11 protein-coding genes are annotated in these 15,288 nt (G+C 52.0%); 5 read left to right on the top strand and 6 right to left on the bottom strand.

The features are described 5' to 3' along the window. Nucleotides 1-68 precede the first annotated feature (68 nt). Nucleotides 69-1,331: a 4-aminobutyrate--2-oxoglutarate transaminase gene (gene gabT, locus ACXI0A_RS21835; protein WP_476145909.1), complete on the top strand. Its 1,263-nt coding sequence runs from the start codon at nucleotides 69-71 to the stop codon at nucleotides 1,329-1,331. A 96-nt stretch (nucleotides 1,332-1,427) separates the two neighbouring features. After that, nucleotides 1,428-2,822, top strand: a complete 1,395-nt coding sequence (gabP, locus tag ACXI0A_RS21830; RefSeq protein WP_224933238.1) for a GABA permease — start codon at nucleotides 1,428-1,430, stop codon at nucleotides 2,820-2,822. 35 nt (nucleotides 2,823-2,857) lie between these two features. Here gabP and ACXI0A_RS21825 read toward each other — a convergent pair whose 3' ends face one another. Continuing rightward, the gene (locus ACXI0A_RS21825; RefSeq protein ID WP_224933239.1) at nucleotides 2,858-3,184 is read right to left on the bottom strand and encodes a hypothetical protein; all 327 of its coding nucleotides are present in this window, start codon (nucleotides 3,182-3,184) and stop codon (nucleotides 2,858-2,860) included. 138 nt (nucleotides 3,185-3,322) lie between these two features. Between ACXI0A_RS21825 and ACXI0A_RS21820 the strand changes: the two genes are divergently transcribed. Continuing rightward, nucleotides 3,323-4,663: a family 10 glycosylhydrolase gene (locus tag ACXI0A_RS21820; protein WP_476145912.1), complete on the top strand. Its 1,341-nt coding sequence runs from the start codon at nucleotides 3,323-3,325 to the stop codon at nucleotides 4,661-4,663. Between the two features lie 126 nt (nucleotides 4,664-4,789). On the opposite strand, the gene ACXI0A_RS21815 is transcribed toward ACXI0A_RS21820, so the two are convergent. Both ACXI0A_RS21815 and ACXI0A_RS21810 read right to left on the bottom strand, forming a co-directional pair. After that, nucleotides 4,790-6,652: a hypothetical protein gene (locus ACXI0A_RS21815; protein ID WP_476145914.1), complete on the bottom strand. Its 1,863-nt coding sequence runs from the start codon at nucleotides 6,650-6,652 to the stop codon at nucleotides 4,790-4,792. 342 nt (nucleotides 6,653-6,994) lie between these two features. Continuing rightward, entirely contained in the window at nucleotides 6,995-8,965 is a 1,971-nt protein-coding gene (locus tag ACXI0A_RS21810) for an autotransporter domain-containing protein (RefSeq protein ID WP_476147127.1), read from the bottom strand. A 451-nt stretch (nucleotides 8,966-9,416) separates the two neighbouring features. Here ACXI0A_RS21810 and ACXI0A_RS21805 point away from each other — a divergent pair, with 451 nt between their 5' ends. After that, the gene (locus ACXI0A_RS21805; protein ID WP_476145916.1) at nucleotides 9,417-10,730 is read left to right on the top strand and encodes an MFS transporter; all 1,314 of its coding nucleotides are present in this window, start codon (nucleotides 9,417-9,419) and stop codon (nucleotides 10,728-10,730) included. 246 nt (nucleotides 10,731-10,976) lie between these two features. After that, a complete protein-coding gene (locus ACXI0A_RS21800; protein ID WP_476145918.1) occupies nucleotides 10,977-12,263 on the top strand; it encodes a methyl-accepting chemotaxis protein in 1,287 nt (428 codons plus the stop codon). A 103-nt stretch (nucleotides 12,264-12,366) separates the two neighbouring features. Here ACXI0A_RS21800 and ACXI0A_RS21795 read toward each other — a convergent pair whose 3' ends face one another. The 3 genes from ACXI0A_RS21795 to ACXI0A_RS21785 are packed head-to-tail and all read right to left on the bottom strand — an operon-like array spanning nucleotide 12,367 to nucleotide 15,120. Beyond that, nucleotides 12,367-13,695 carry an FAD-dependent oxidoreductase gene (locus ACXI0A_RS21795; protein WP_476145920.1) on the bottom strand — a complete coding sequence of 443 codons (1,329 nt, stop codon included), beginning with the start codon at nucleotides 13,693-13,695 and terminating at the stop codon, nucleotides 12,367-12,369. An 18-nt stretch (nucleotides 13,696-13,713) separates the two neighbouring features. Next, on the bottom strand, nucleotides 13,714-14,319 hold the full coding sequence (locus tag ACXI0A_RS21790) for a cupin domain-containing protein (RefSeq protein ID WP_224933253.1): 606 nt from the start codon (nucleotides 14,317-14,319) through the stop codon (nucleotides 13,714-13,716). Nucleotides 14,320-14,370: 51 nt separating this feature from the next. Beyond that, entirely contained in the window at nucleotides 14,371-15,120 is a 750-nt protein-coding gene (locus ACXI0A_RS21785) for an ABC transporter substrate-binding protein (protein WP_224933254.1), read from the bottom strand. Between the last annotated feature and the right edge of the window lie 168 nt (nucleotides 15,121-15,288).

Genomic DNA, 15,288 nt, shown 5'->3' with positions numbered 1-15,288 from the left:
CCTTAGCGCAGGGATAAATAAGCGTGTTTGTCGTGATTTGTAAAGACGCTTATCGCTAAGGAAAGGTTATGGAAGGTAAAAACAGCCAGCTGCAACAACGTAAAGATGACGCACTCCCACGTGGCACCGGTAATCTCTGCCAGTGGTATGTCGATCAGGCAGAGAATGCCACGTTGCGTGATGTCGAAGGCAACAGCTGGATTGATTTCGCCGGGGGTATCGCGGTGCTCAACACCGGCCACCGTCATCCGCGCATTGTGAAGGCCATCGCGGAACAGTTAGAAAAATTCACCCATACCGCGTTCCAGGTGACGCCTTACGAGAGCTACGTCGGCCTGGCAGAGCGCATCAACAGCGTGGTGCCAATCGCCGGTAGAGCCAAAACCGCCTTTTTCTCAACCGGTGCAGAAGCGGTAGAGAATGCTGTCAAAGTTGCACGAGCCGCCACACGCCGTCACGGCATTATCACTTTCGGTAACGCGTTCCATGGCCGTACGTTTATGACGATGGCGATGACCGGCAAAGTGGCCCCGTATAAGCGTGACTTCGGCCCAATGCCCGCTTCCGTGTGGCACGCTCGTTATCCCAACAGCGTGACCGGCATCAGCGTTGAAGATGCTATGGCGAGCCTGCAAGACATCTTCACTCAGGACATCGCACCGCAAGACGTGGCAGCCATTGTGCTGGAGCCAGTACAAGGCGAAGGCGGTTTCCACATCGCCCCTGCAGAATTCCTCGTTCGCTTGCGCCAGCTGGCCGATCAACACGGCATTTTACTGATTGCCGACGAAGTGCAAACTGGCTTTGGTCGTACCGGCAAACTGTTTGCCATGGACCATTACACCGTCAAACCAGACTTGATCACCATGGCGAAAAGCCTGGCGGGCGGCATGCCGCTGTCAGCGGTGAGTGGTCGTGCAGAGATCATGGATGCGCCGGGTCCAGGTGGATTGGGTGGCACTTACGCCGGAAACCCAGTGGCGATTGCCGCCGCACATGCGGTGCTGGATATCATTGCTGAAGAACAACTGTGTGACCGCTCAGTGAAACTGGGTGCGCAACTGGTCGAATTCCTCAATGAGGCTCGTCGCAACTGCTCCGCGATCACCGATATTCGCGCATTAGGTTCAATGGTCGCGGTGGAATTTGCCGAAGCGCAAACCGCTCAGGCCATCCAGCAACAGGCGATGGCGCAAGGTTTACTGTTGTTGACCTGTGGTCCGCAGGGCAACGTGATTCGCTTCCTCTATCCACTCACCATTCCGGATGCGCAATTCAGCCAGGCGCTGGAGATTCTCAGCCACGTGCTGAGCGCGCACCAGGATTCGTAGGCCCTCAGTTTAGCCAGCCCGTATGCGGGCTGGTCATCCACCTGCTGCAGCCAGGCTGTGCCAAGTCACAGTCCGAGAGACAATCTGGAGAAAACAATGAGTTCACAGAATGCTGATGCGCTTGCGCAAGGCTTAAAGCCGCGTCATGTCCGAATGTTATCCATTGCTGGTGTGATTGGAGCCGGACTGTTTGTCGGTTCCGGTCACGCCATCGCCGAAGCTGGCCCCGCCGTGTTACTGGCCTACATCGCAGCAGGTGCGCTGGTGGTACTGATTATGCGCATGTTAGCGGAGATGGCCGTTGCCTCACCGGACTCCGGCTCCTTCTCCACCTACGCAGATAAGTCGCTGGGACGCTGGGCCGGATTTACCATTGGCTGGCTCTACTGGTGGTTCTGGGTATTGGTGATCCCGCTTGAAGCCAATGCCGCAGGCACGATATTGCACAGTTGGTTCCCGCAGATTGCCGTCTGGGAATATACCCTGGGGATCACCCTGTTCCTGACGATTAGCAACCTGTTCAGCGTCAAAAATTATGGTGAGTTCGAATTTTGGTTTGCTCTGCTAAAAGTGGTCGCCATTGTCGCCTTCCTGATTGTCGGCGGTCTGGCTATTTTTGGCCTGATGCCGGGTAGCAGCACGCAGGGCATTTCTCATCTCTATGACACGCACGGCTTTATGCCAAACGGTATCAGTGCCGTACTGGCCGCCATTCTGACCACCATGTTCTCCTTTATGGGCACGGAAATTGTCACTATCGCGGCAGCGGAATCCCGCGAGCCGAAAAAGCAGATTACTCAAGCGACCAACTCCGTGATCTGGCGTATTGCGCTGTTCTATCTGATGTCGATTTTCATTGTCATCGCGCTGGTGCCGTGGAATACCCCATCGCTAATGAAAGCCGGTTCCTATCAAACGGCCATGGAGATGATGAATATTCCTTACGCACGTCAGATCGTCGATGTGGTGGTGTTGATCGCGGTGTGCAGCTGTCTTAACTCTGCGCTCTATACTGCTTCACGCATGTTGTATTCACTTTCCCGTCGTCAGGATGCACCCGCCGCGGCATCAAAAACCACCCGTAGCGGCACACCCTGGGTGGCGGTGATCGCCTCTACTGCCGCTGCGTTCCTTGCGGTATTCGCCAACTATTTGGCACCGGCAGCGGTATTTGAATTCCTGCTGGCCAGTTCAGGTGCGATTGCACTACTGGTTTATCTGGTGATTGCGGCTTCGCATCTGGTATTACGTAAAAAGCGTGAGGCGCGGGGAGAGACGTTAAGCTATCGCATGTGGCTGTTCCCAGGCTTAACCTGGGCAACCATGGTGTTCATCGTGGGCGTGTTGATCTCGATGTTGTTTATGCCGGCGCATCGCTCTGAGATCATTGCTACCGGTTTACTCACGATGGCGGTGTTGATCACCAGCCGCATCGTGCATCGTAAGCGCGCCTTACGGGAACGCGAGGCGTTAGTGGCTGTACGTTCATAACGCCAAAGGATTTCGGGCAAGGATGCCCGGAAACCTTACTCATATTGCACGTCAATGCTGATCGACTCTTCCGGCACGTTAATCACCACCACGCACTTATTCCACACCGGCTTGCCTTCGGTCATATCATGCTCAACGAAGTAGTGTTGAAAATCTTTCAGCGCTTCAGTCAAATCGCCAATCGCCTGTGCATCCGGTTCAAACCAATCTGGCTCGCCTTTTTCATCCAGATAATCGAACTGGTATTCGCCGCCCTCGTCATCGGCAAACAGTTCAGCTTTTACGATCAGTTCGCGTGCACCTTGCGGTCCACAGCTGAAAACAATCATCGCGATGCGGCGGTAAAGATCTTCATATGTCATAGCAGTGTATTCCTGTTTTAAGTGAGTTCCCGCGCGCAGCGTTTGCCATAGATGGCATGACGACGTTACCGAGGGCTCTTATTGACTTTATAGCTGATGAGAAGAGAATGAGGCTCTTCGAACAGTAAATTGAAAGAAATGGAGTTTATCATAGCCTGTTCCGCGCGTTTCCCCCGTGTTGCCACCCTGAAAAAAACGGCCTCCTTATTGGCTGCTGCACTGCTATTGGCTAGCTGCAGTTCTGAACCACCTAAATCCCTGGTCACACCGTTTCCGACTGTGACGCCGAAACCGCATCCCGTTCAGCCGGTCGTTAACGCTGAGCCAGTGCGCGGGGTCTGGCTCACCACGGTGTCGCGTCTTGACTGGCCGCCCATTGCCTCGGTCAATGCCAGCCCGGCAAATCGCATCAGCCAACAGCAAAAGGCGCTGACCGATAAGCTGGATAAGCTCAAGAGTCTCGGCATTAATACCGTCTTCTTCCAGGTCAAACCCGATGGCACGGCGCTGTGGCGATCTAAAATATTGCCATGGTCCGACATGATGACCGGGAAGATCGGGGAAGATCCCGGTTACGATCCGCTGCAGTTTATGCTGGATGAAGCGCATAAGCGCGGCATCAAAGTGCATGCGTGGTTTAACCCTTATCGCGTCTCTACTAACGTGAAACCTTCCACCGTAACGGAACTCAACAACACACTTTCCCTGCATCCCGCCAGCGTATTCGTGCTGCACCGTGACTGGATCCGCACCGCAGGTGACCGTTTTGTGCTGGACCCCGGCATTCCTGATGCCCGTGACTGGATTACCAGCATTGTGGCGGAGGTGGTTGCAAATTACGATATCGATGGCGTGCAGTTTGATGACTATTTCTACGCGGAATCGCCCGGCTCAACGCTAAATGATAACGCTACTTTCCGCCAGTATGGTCAGGGATACGCCTCCAAAGCGGACTGGCGTCGCCACAATACTCAGCAGCTGATTGAGCAAGTGTCTCGCACCATCAAACAGCTAAAACCGAATGTCGAATTCGGTGTCAGCCCGGCCGGTGTATGGCGCAACATATCACACGATCCCGCGGGCTCAGACACACGCGGCGCAGCGGCCTACGATGAAGCTTACGCGGATACACGCAAATGGGTGCAGATGGGTTTGTTAGATTACATTGCACCGCAGATTTACTGGCCGTTTTCACGCCAGGCTGCACGTTATGATGTGCTCGCGAACTGGTGGGCCAATGTAGTCAAACCCACGCATACCCGTCTCTATATCGGTGTAGCGCTGTATAAAGTCGGTGAAACCTCCAAAATGGAGCCAGACTGGACCATCAATGGCGGCGTGCCGGAACTGAAAAAACAGCTCGACCTCAATGAATCTGTGCCACAAATCAACGGCACCATTCTGTTCCGCGAGAATTATCTCAACCAACCGCAAACGCAGCAGGCAGTGAATTATTTACGCAGTCGTTGGGGGAGTTAATCGCTCGTCCTTATTCTGGCTAACCTCAGGCGGCCTAATGGCCGCCGCTAGATATTGGGTTTCACACCCGCCAGTACCTCTTCGCTCTGCATCAATGCCAGCAATGAATATTGCTGGCTTAAGCACTCAGAATGGATCGGTTGCGCTGAGATATTCAATGGCCTGTTCTTTGCCATTTATCCACAACTTCACGAATCTGCGTGTACGCCATTTTCCTGGTTCATATTCCACCGGCTTTTCAAATACCGGCCCACTCAATAACAACTCTTTGTTATTGTTATAGCCAAAGCCTACCCTTTCATTGCCAATCCAGTGCTGTTCGAAAGCCACAACCGGAGCTCCATCGAACATTTGCGCATCAGCTTCAGAGCAAGCGGTATAACTTTTTCGGAAAATAAAACATAACCCTGCCCTGTAGCGGTCTTTGCCATTAGTTTCTACCTGGGCTGTTGCAAATCCCGTAAATTTGGCCAATTTGACGTAAAGCTTAGTGCGGGTTGCGCCGCCCTCAATGTGGACTTTGGTCACCGGGCAGGAACCTTCACCATACCAGCTGCCAATGGTATTGGCATTGTTGCGCGCCTGGAGATAAATATTTGCCACGCCTTCAGGGGTTCGTCCGGAATATTGGGTTTGGGTTTCACCCTGAGATAAGATTTGCGATGTGCCTACCACACGCACATGAATTTGCGTTCCTTCATCAGAGAAATTAAATTCGCCGATATAGAACCATTTCTCTTTATCACTACGATTATCCATATGATGCTGCGAGGTAATATAATCGTAGTTGAGCGACCCCTGAATCACCGCGCCCCAGTCTGATATTTCCATCACCCCACGATCGCCTTCTGATATTAATGACCAGGCAGTCAAACCTTCGGTACTGTAATCAAAACCGGCGCTCTCATTATGAATACTTTTCTGGATGATCAACGCACGGCAATAACCCAGTTTCAGTGGGTTTTTGGTCGACTCAATCGCCAGCCCTTCAAGCACCCATTGTCCATTGGTTAAATCACCCGCGTAATCAGAATGCTCGATCCAACCGTTGCGGATAAAGGATTGCGTGCAGCGCGGCAAATCCAGCACCGGTTTGGTGTAACCATATTGCAGATTGAAGTTCGATAACTCTATGGCAGTGGAATGATCCCAGGCACCCTGCTCTCGATCTGACCAGCGCGCATAGACGATACTTTCCTGGCATCCATAGGCGTAGAATTGGTCGATCTTGCAATCGAGTGTATCGATCAAATCCAGTGCTCGTCCGCCAAGGTAACGAAACTCCATGCTGCTCACGCGCAGAAACTGACCACCGGTAATGATGTTGGCAAAGAATCCAACGTTATTCAGCGCGGTGCCACCGTCGCCATTTCCCGCCATGCCGGATTTATAACTCATCCCCTTAACCACAATCCCCGAAATTTCGGTATAGCGCGCATTCACTTTAAAAAAATGGAGCTTTCGGGGCTGCGTAACCCAGTTGAATACTAATGTGGTTGTCGGGAAGTAGCCAAAATTGACATTAGCACCTGAAACTTTGAAACGATTAATCTCTTTATCAGAGATGTCGAAGGTGGACATGCTAAACACGCCGGCGGTAAAACGGATGCCGGCAGCAGGCAGCACACGCTGTGACCAGGCATACATGCGTTTGACGGCCGCAATACAATCCGTTTTACCATCAGCTATCGCACCAAAATCCAAAACGGTGACGGTGCTGTAATCCTGAATCACCCGCTTCCAGCGTTTTTTCCCTGCGGTGATAAAGACAATTCCACCATCGTCTGGACTGGTTGTATCGGTCGCGTCATACACAAACACCCCGCCGCCCATCTTGCTGCCTTTGGTGTACTCCAGTACCGAAGCGATTTCACCTCCGGATGTCGGTTCGGTAGCACGTAATTCATCAATGGTTTTCAACTGAACAACGGCACACGTTGTCGCATTTACGGCATTTAGTGGCGTGGTGTTATTGGACGCATTAACCATGGTGTACCCCTTAAATATTAAGAGAAAATAACTGCCCCATGCATTATAAGTAGCTGATAGTTAATGTGTTGATGCGTGCCAGTGTAATTAGAGGTGTTTTCTATCCCGCCGCTGAGCGGGATATACCAAGATAATGATTGCAGAAAGAAAGCGCAGCGGTATGACGGGATTTTACAGAATAATCGCAGGCACATTATTGCTTATCGCGGCCGCAAAAAATGACCGCCTGACGCAAGATTCCGAACGAATAACTTAAGCCAGTAACTGTTTCATTCACTTATTTATGAAGGTTAAGTGAAGTTAAAACGGTGCCAGCAAGCCAGGATTTGCTGGCACTCAATCTTAAAATGTGGCATTCACCCCGACGTTCCAGGTCACCTGATGGTAATCGCTGTTACTGGCAACGGTGGACACGCCAGCAAAGGCATTGACCGTATTGCCCAACGGCACATTGGCACCTACCGCCACGTCGAGCCAGTTCTTATCACCGGCTTCCACCGTCCGCTCAAACGAGGTTTGGGTGGATTTAAGACCCGCGCGTACCGTGGAGTCGGTATCACCAAACTGATGGTTATAAGTGACCTGTGCCCACGGATTGACCACCCACTGCCGGCTATCGATGCGCCAGCCAATTGAACCGATCTGCGAGTGCAGCGTTTGATCTGAGAAGCGCATCGAGGTGCTGGTATTGCCATTTTCCTGATAGCCGCCAACACGACCATAATCCAGTGCATAACTGGCAACCGGGCCGGTAGTGATGTGCGAACCCAACGGTAAATCCCAGCCGGTTTGCACGCGCATGCCCAGTAATTTCCCGCTGCTGCTGCCTTGTTCAGTCCGGCTAGCTGGGCCGATGTTTATGTTACGTTCGATACTGTCGAAATCGAGATCGGCATAGTGGAGATCGGCATTGATCCAGCCTTGATCGAACAGGGTGAGCTGACTGTAAAGCGCCACCAGATTACCGCGCAGCTTATAGTCATAGTTTGATGAGGGATCCATGCGCTGATTGCTGTTTGAGAACAGCAAACCGGTTTGCCAGTTATCGGTCAGCTGATAGCCAATACCCAACGTCAGATTGGTAGTGTTTGCATCACCATTGCTCCAGGTATCACCTTGATAATCGACGTGCTGTCCTGCATAACCGCCAAACACCATAAACTGGCCCACGCTGGCAGGTTGCTGACGCTGCTGTTGCAAATGACCATCCAGCGTATTGTGCATGTCGCGCGCCATCAGCAGCGTGGATTGCGACAGAGCCGCCACCTGCGCCGGCGCATCAAGGATTGACTGAATATAATCTGCCAGCATGGCGTGCACTGCAGGGCTGGGATGCAGGCGATCGGCAAACAGATAATCTTGTGCGCTGCTAAAGCCTGCATCAGAGGAGTGACATTCATCCGCTGAGGTGCCTACCGGACAGGCAATGCCAATGGTGTTAGTCAAACCATAACGCCCTGGATTGGCCACAACCTCACTAAACAGTCCCGCAATATCCACCCGAACAATATTGCCCTTAAGCGCCGCCAGTTGGGCTTCCTCCTGCTGGTTGTAGCCATCAGAGAGTGCGGTGACCTGAGTGCTCAGTGTTTGCCAGGCGTCGTAAAGCTGTTGAGCCAGCTCATCACGCACTGCGGGGATGCCCGATATTTGTCCGGCGGCCACAGTGAAGGCATCCTTCACGGCCTGTTGACGCGCGGCAACATCCGGTGTGGCGGCGTTATCAAGTGACTGAAAGGCCGCAACCATGGCGGAGGTTCCTAACGTACTCAACACGATCTGCACCATATAGGGCGTCAGTCCCAACTGCGGAACATTCGGCACGATTACCGCCCCTGCGCCTGCATCCAGCAACGTTTTGACCTGCGACGCCGCAGAGGCTGCACTATTGCCGATAGTTTCACGTGCAGTCAGTGGATTGGTTACCGCCGCGGCAATATCGTTCGCACCAATCCAATGAATATATAAGCCGTTGCTGTCAGCGCGCCCACCAGTAGATTGCAGATATGCCGCCAGCTGATCCTGCGTATTCAAATCAGGATCCAGTGCAGGTACTGCCACAGCACCACCTTGCGCATAGTTGCTGCCACCCAGAGTGGAAGGCTGTAGGTTTTCGCCCAGATGCGCAGCCAATATTTCATCGTACAGCGGATGCTGCGCGCCGTCGGCGGTAAATCGCCCGATATTGCCACCGTCGCTCAGGCTATCGCCAAACACCGTTAAGCTGTCCCACGCCTGAGCATAAGGTGTTGCCAGCAAGGCACTGAAGCTTGCCAGCGCGGCAAGGGAGAGTGCGGATTTACGTTTTTTCATCATCCACTCCGTGATGAGCCAGACAGAACAAGCCTGGCGATTCAAAGTTCAGTCTTGCGCAATAACATCGCAGCTACGCAAGCCAGCAAGGTCGCATTAAAGATGCAAAGAGAAGCGAAAGAGGTAACAAGGACGTTTTAGGTGTAGCCAGTCAGGGAAGGTAATACCAGTTTGCGCATAGAAGATTACGGCAGGCATTTTTAGGAATTTAACCTCGCTCACAGTATCGAGCTAAGAGTGAACATTAACCTTTCGACTCATTTTGTGATCTGCATTGTAGTACAATTCATTTTTACCGTACTACAATGATGCTGGTGTCGTTATTTGATCCTGCGCCAGTTTTTAGTCCTGCCAATAATAAAAATAATAATGACGTCTTATTTACCTGCATGCCTGGCGGGCAGTATTACTGCTGTCTGAAAAAGGCCAACCCGTTCACGAGGTCGCTATCATGAGCAACGATTTATATGCCTCCACCCTTAAACAATTAAATAGCAAAATTATTCCTTTTATTGTCATCTGCTATTTCGTTGCCAATCTCGATAAGACCAATATATCGATTGCCGCACTCCAGATGAATGCTGATCTTGGCCTCACCACCAGCATGTATGGCCTCGGCGTGGGGATGTTTTATATCTCATATATTCTGTTCGAAATTCCCAGCAATGTGATCATGACCAAGGTTGGTGCTCGACGCTGGATAGCCCGGATTATGATTACCTGGGGCATCGTCAGCACCGGTATGGCGTTTGTTCACACCGCCAATCAACTCTATGTGATGCGTTTTTTATTAGGGATGGCTGAGGCTGGTTTTGCACCAGGCATTATTTATTACATTGCCTGCTGGTTTCCTAAAAGCAATCGCGCACGGGCCATGTCTTTTTTCTACATGGGTTCGGTCAGCGCATCCATCATTGGTTTACCCGTCTCTGGTGCGATATTGAATATGCATGGCATCGCCGATATTGCTGGGTGGCGTTGGTTGTTTGCTCTTGAAGGTATTCCCGCGCTGATTCTTGGCTTTCTGGTGTTATGGCGCCTGCCCGATTCCCCGGAGCAGGCCCCATGGTTAAGCCCCCAACAAAAATCCTGGCTGCACCAGCGTCTGCAGCAAGACAACGCTGACGTAGAGATCGGTAAAAACCATTCCTGGTTGAGTGCCCTAAAAGATAAAACAGTGCTGCTGTTGAGTCTGGTGTGGTTTCTGCAGGCGTTTGGATCCATCGGCATCACACTGTTTATGCCGCTGATCATCAAAAGCATGGCTGCGGAGCAGAGCAATTTCGTAATCAGCCTGCTATCGGCGGTGCCTTTCGTCATGGCGTGCTTGTTTATGTATCTGAATGGCCGACACTCTGACCGTACACGTGAGCGCAGCTGGCATTTAGGCCTGCCGTTAATCCTCTCCGGACTGGCATTGGCGACGGCAATCTTCACCGCCAATCTCTGGGTCGCTTATCTACTTTTGGTCCTGACCGTGGGTTTCAATTTTGCGCTGACGCCGATTTTCTGGGCCGTGACCACGGAGAAACTGGCAGGCGTGGCCGCCGCTGCCTCCATCGCCTTTATCAATACGGTCGCCAACTTTGTCGGTTTAGGATTGCCGCCGTTACTGGGAAAACTCAAGGATATGACCCATAGTTATCATTCAGGTTTACTGGTGGTCGCGGTGGCACTGATTGCAGGCGGTGTGATTGGTATTATCGTCTCGCGACCGCCAAATGATCGGTTGAAAACCCTTGCTTATCCGCAGTCTGGCAAGTGAAACGCTTTTTCATGCATTTTAGTTAAATGTTCTGGAAAGCGCGCCGATAATTAAGATACTTTAATCAAAGCGGACCACAACCGGTCCGTTTATCTCAACATCAGGCAGCCATAACTCAATACCCCCGGCCTGCGTACGCGCAGAGAAACACATTCGTAAGATAAGTGTTCGGCTGTGGAAATTCAGCGGAGCGGCAAAAAGCTGCACGCATTATGTTCAATGACATAATATCGCCTGAGGTCACACATGTTTGGGGTGAAGAAATTCAGCCTTTCTCTGCCATTTTATAAAAGTGGCGATGTACTCAAAGATATCAATGCAATCAAGCAACATGTGGCATGGATTGAGTTTACGCCCAGCGGGGAAATCCTCAGTGCCAACCCACTCTTTCTCGATGTCACCGGCTACAGCCTGCATGAGATTCAGGGACAACATCACCGCATTTTCTGCAGCCCGACTTACAGCCAGTCATCAGAATACTTTGCTTTTTGGCAGACGCTGGCTTCCGGCGAATCCGTCACTGGAATCTTTGAGCGCTTTAATAAACAACGCCAACGTTTCTACCTGAGCGCAACGTACTTCCCGGTGAGCGATGATAAAGGCAAAGTCTACAAGGTCATTAAGGTCGCCAGCGATATCACCGCCCGCCATGAAGAACTGGAGCACAAAGAGGCGGTGATCACTGCGCTCGACCGCTCTATGGCGGTGATTGAATTCACCCCAGATGGTCATATTCTGACGGCCAATGCCAACTTCCTGACTCATATGGGATACGAGCTGAAAACCATTGTCGGTCAGCATCATCGCCTGTTTTGCTTCGATAACTTCTATCGTGAAAACCCGGAGTTCTGGCGCAAAATTGCTAAAGGGCAGCATTTCGTCGGTCGCTTTGAGCGTAAGACCGCTGGTGGCGAGAGCATCTGGCTCGAAGCGAGCTACAACCCGGTGTTTGATGCCGATGGCAAAGTGTACAAGGTGATTAAGATCGCTTCCGATATCACCGCCCGTGTCGAAGCAGCAAAACGTGTAGCCGATATCGCCCTCACCACTTCGGAACAAACCTCGCAAATTACCGATAACGCTAACGAAGTGCTGGATGAAACCATCCGCAACTCCGGTCTGGTGGCGGTGCAGGTCAATGCCGCCACCGATATTGGCACGCAGTTAAATGCCTCGGCGAAAAGCATCAATGAAGTGGTGGAAACCATCAACCTGATAGCTTCGCAAACCAATATCCTGGCATTAAATGCCGCGATTGAAGCCGCACGCGCCGGTGAAGCTGGGCGTGGATTTAGTGTGGTAGCGGACGAAGTGCGCCGCCTGGCGGCTTCCACCTCCAGCGCAACCAAAAAGATCACTCAGGTTGTGGAGCACAACGCCAGTTTGATTCATCAGATGGAGCAACAGTTGGGTGAAGTGAAGCAGTTTGTGGTGACCGAGCAGGAAAAAATCAGCGTGTTGTCACGCAGCCTGCGTGAGATCAACAGTGGCGTGCATGAGTTTGTGAACGTGATCCATCGACTGGATGTTTAGGTGATCACCCGTTAGCGATGAGGAGGCGGCCTGCAGCCGCCTTTCACTTTTTAAGCGAGCATGGCGTCACCGATGCCAAGATCGCTAACTATCCTTCAAGCTTTTACATCATTTGCGGTTCGCGAATCGCATTCCCTTTGGCGAAACGCGCCAGACTGTAAGGTTCAGCATCGGTGAACAGCGGCTGGTTATTCACCATCTGCGCGCAGAGTAATCCCGCTCCCGGGCCGATACCGAACCCATGACCACTAAAGCCAGAGGCAATAAATAGTCCGGGTACATCTGACATCTCATCAATAACAGGCACCAAATCTGGCGTGGTATCGATCCAGCCGCCCCACGCATGATCCACTTTGATCCCTTGAAGTTCGGGGTAAAACTGAATCAGCATCTGCATCGCTTCCTGCACAATCGAAGGATCGCCGGCGGGATCCAGCACCCTAATCTTTTCGAACGGTGATAATCCCTGATTCGACCAGGAACCCGCGGCTTCCGGGCCATTGAAGAACGAACCGTTGATACGCACCTTGAGTTTTTTCGCAATTTTGCTGCGATACATCGGATAAAACTTGGTGGCATAGCGGATATTTTGCGGAGCCAGATCGATCTGGCCACGTCCGGAAAGCGCCACGGTGTAACTGCCATCCTGACGACGGCGAATGCATAAACCGCCGATGCTAATACAGCCTTTGATGACTTCCGGTGCCGCTGTGGTTTTAAACGCCGTACCCAATATATTGGCGCTCGGCAGTTCAACACCGTACTGTTTGCAGAAGCGGGAACTCCATGCACCACCACAGCAGATCACCCGATTCGCTTTCACTAAGCCACGCTCGGTCCATACGCCGGTCACACGCCCGCCACTGATATCCAATCCACGCACCGCGCAGTTTTGATGTACCGAAGCACCCAAATTTTTTGCACCCGTGGCGATCGCCGGTGCGGCCATGGAAGGTTCAGCACGGGCATCAGTCGGTGACCAGACGCCGCCAACCCATTGGGCCTGCTCGCCAATGCGATCGCGCGTCTCTTTGCCCGTCAATAAATGGCTGACAAAACCAATTTGTTTCGCCTGCTTGCCCCAGGCTTCCCAGCGCGCCACATCCGCTTCACTCAATGTGCCGTAAGTGATTCCCTGGCGGCTGAAGCCAAGATCGAGTCCGATTTCCCCGCTCAACGCTTCCCAGCGCTGCAAACTGCGCATCGCCATCGGCAGCTCATACAGATCGCGGTTTTGCTGACGGACCCACCCCCAGTTGCGTCCCGACTGTTCGCCACCGATCACGCCTTTTTCAAACAGCGCCACGGAAACGCCCTGCTTTGCCAGTTCATAACTGACAGAAGTGCCGATAATCCCGCCGCCGATGACGATGACATCCACCGCACTGGGGAAGGTTTCACTGTCTGCTACGGTATTCACGTTGATGCGCATGATGTTCAATCCTGACCTTTATAAATGTTGCTCAGAGGAAATATGCATGATCCACAACACAGTGGCGTCACTGGACGTCGGGTTAAAAATGTTGTGCGGGAGATGGCTCTGGAATTGAAAACTGTCACCCTGCGACAAACACACAGTGTCACCGTCTATCTCCAGCGTCAGTTCACCCGCCATGACTAAACCTGCTTTTTCCCCCTTACCCATTAACATCTCAGCGGACTGCACGCCTGCCGGGATATTAATGAACATAAACTGTAAATCGTGGTCGCCCGAGGGAGAGAGCATCTGCTTTGAAATGCCCTGCTTACCGACGTTAAAGTGCGGGCGTTCGACTGCGCGTCGGACATAATGCTCAGCACCACGAGGGGGAGTTTCGGCTTCCTCCAGAAAAGCCGAAAGGGGAACTTTTAATACCAGACGCAGCTGCTCCAGCACGCGCACCGTGGGATTCGTCAGATTACGTTCGATCTGACTGATCGCGCCCGCGGAGACATTCGCCAGCAGCGCCAGTTCAGTAATCGTCATATTCCGCGCTTTGCGCACACGTTTTACGCGAGATCCGATATCCGCTTCCAGCGCGCCTGATTCCCCTTTGATACCCGGTGCTTTTTTCATCGGCTGAATTCCGTTAGCGTCCCTGTCAGCTGAGTTTAAAGGTGTCATGAATCAGGGCATGCCCCATTTGGTTTTAATCGTCTGCAAGGTGCCGTCATCTTTCATACTGGTTAACGCGCTGTTGATCTGCGCCATTAACGCATCGTTGCCTTTCTTCACGCCAAACGCCATTGGGGAAACAGTTTCAGGTTTATAGCCATCCACCACGTGCATGCCTTTTAAGCCACCCGCTTTTTCCTGCGCTTTTAATATCGGATAGTCGTTTAATCCCGCCGCAACGCGACCAAGCGATAAATCTCGCGTCATATCTGCCGGACTGTCATAGACCTTGACCTCTTTGGCGATACCGCTGGCCATCAGGCTCTGCGTGTAATCCGTACCGGCCATGGTTCCGACCACCTCCCCCTTAAGATCCTGCCAGGAGTTGAAGGTTTTTTTGTTGTCATCCCGCACGATTAAGCCGGCGCCAAAAGCGGTCACGGGCTGAGAGAAAGTAATACGTTTAGCGCGCTCTTCAGTGGGTGTCATTCCCGCCACAATCATGTCTATTTTGCCAGCAATAACTGATTGTATCAGCGTTGAAAAAGGGATTGCGCTGTATTGGATGTCCAAATGCTCACGTTTAGCCACTTCTGCGGCCACATCCGGCATAAAACCCTCAATCTTGCCCGTCTGCGTATTTAAGAAGGTGGTTGGGGCACTCGAAGGCGGTGAACCTGCGGTCAACACTGCGGCGCTGGCATTAAGACTTATCGCAGCCGTCAGGCTTAGGATCATTAACTGGGAACGAATGGCAGACATGACTCACTCCTGGATGCAATGAAAAGGATAACGCTCTTTTTCACTATAATGAAAATTGTCCACCTGCTGTCAATGTTTTATTTGATGAAAATGCGCTAACTCACAAATAAACAATAAAGCCTTTGATTTCACTGAATATCACACCTATAGCTTGTTCGTATGGGCGAT

This window comes from Pantoea sp. C1E2 (assembly GCF_056491465.1).
This window is presented reverse-complemented; position numbering and strand designations above follow the sequence as displayed.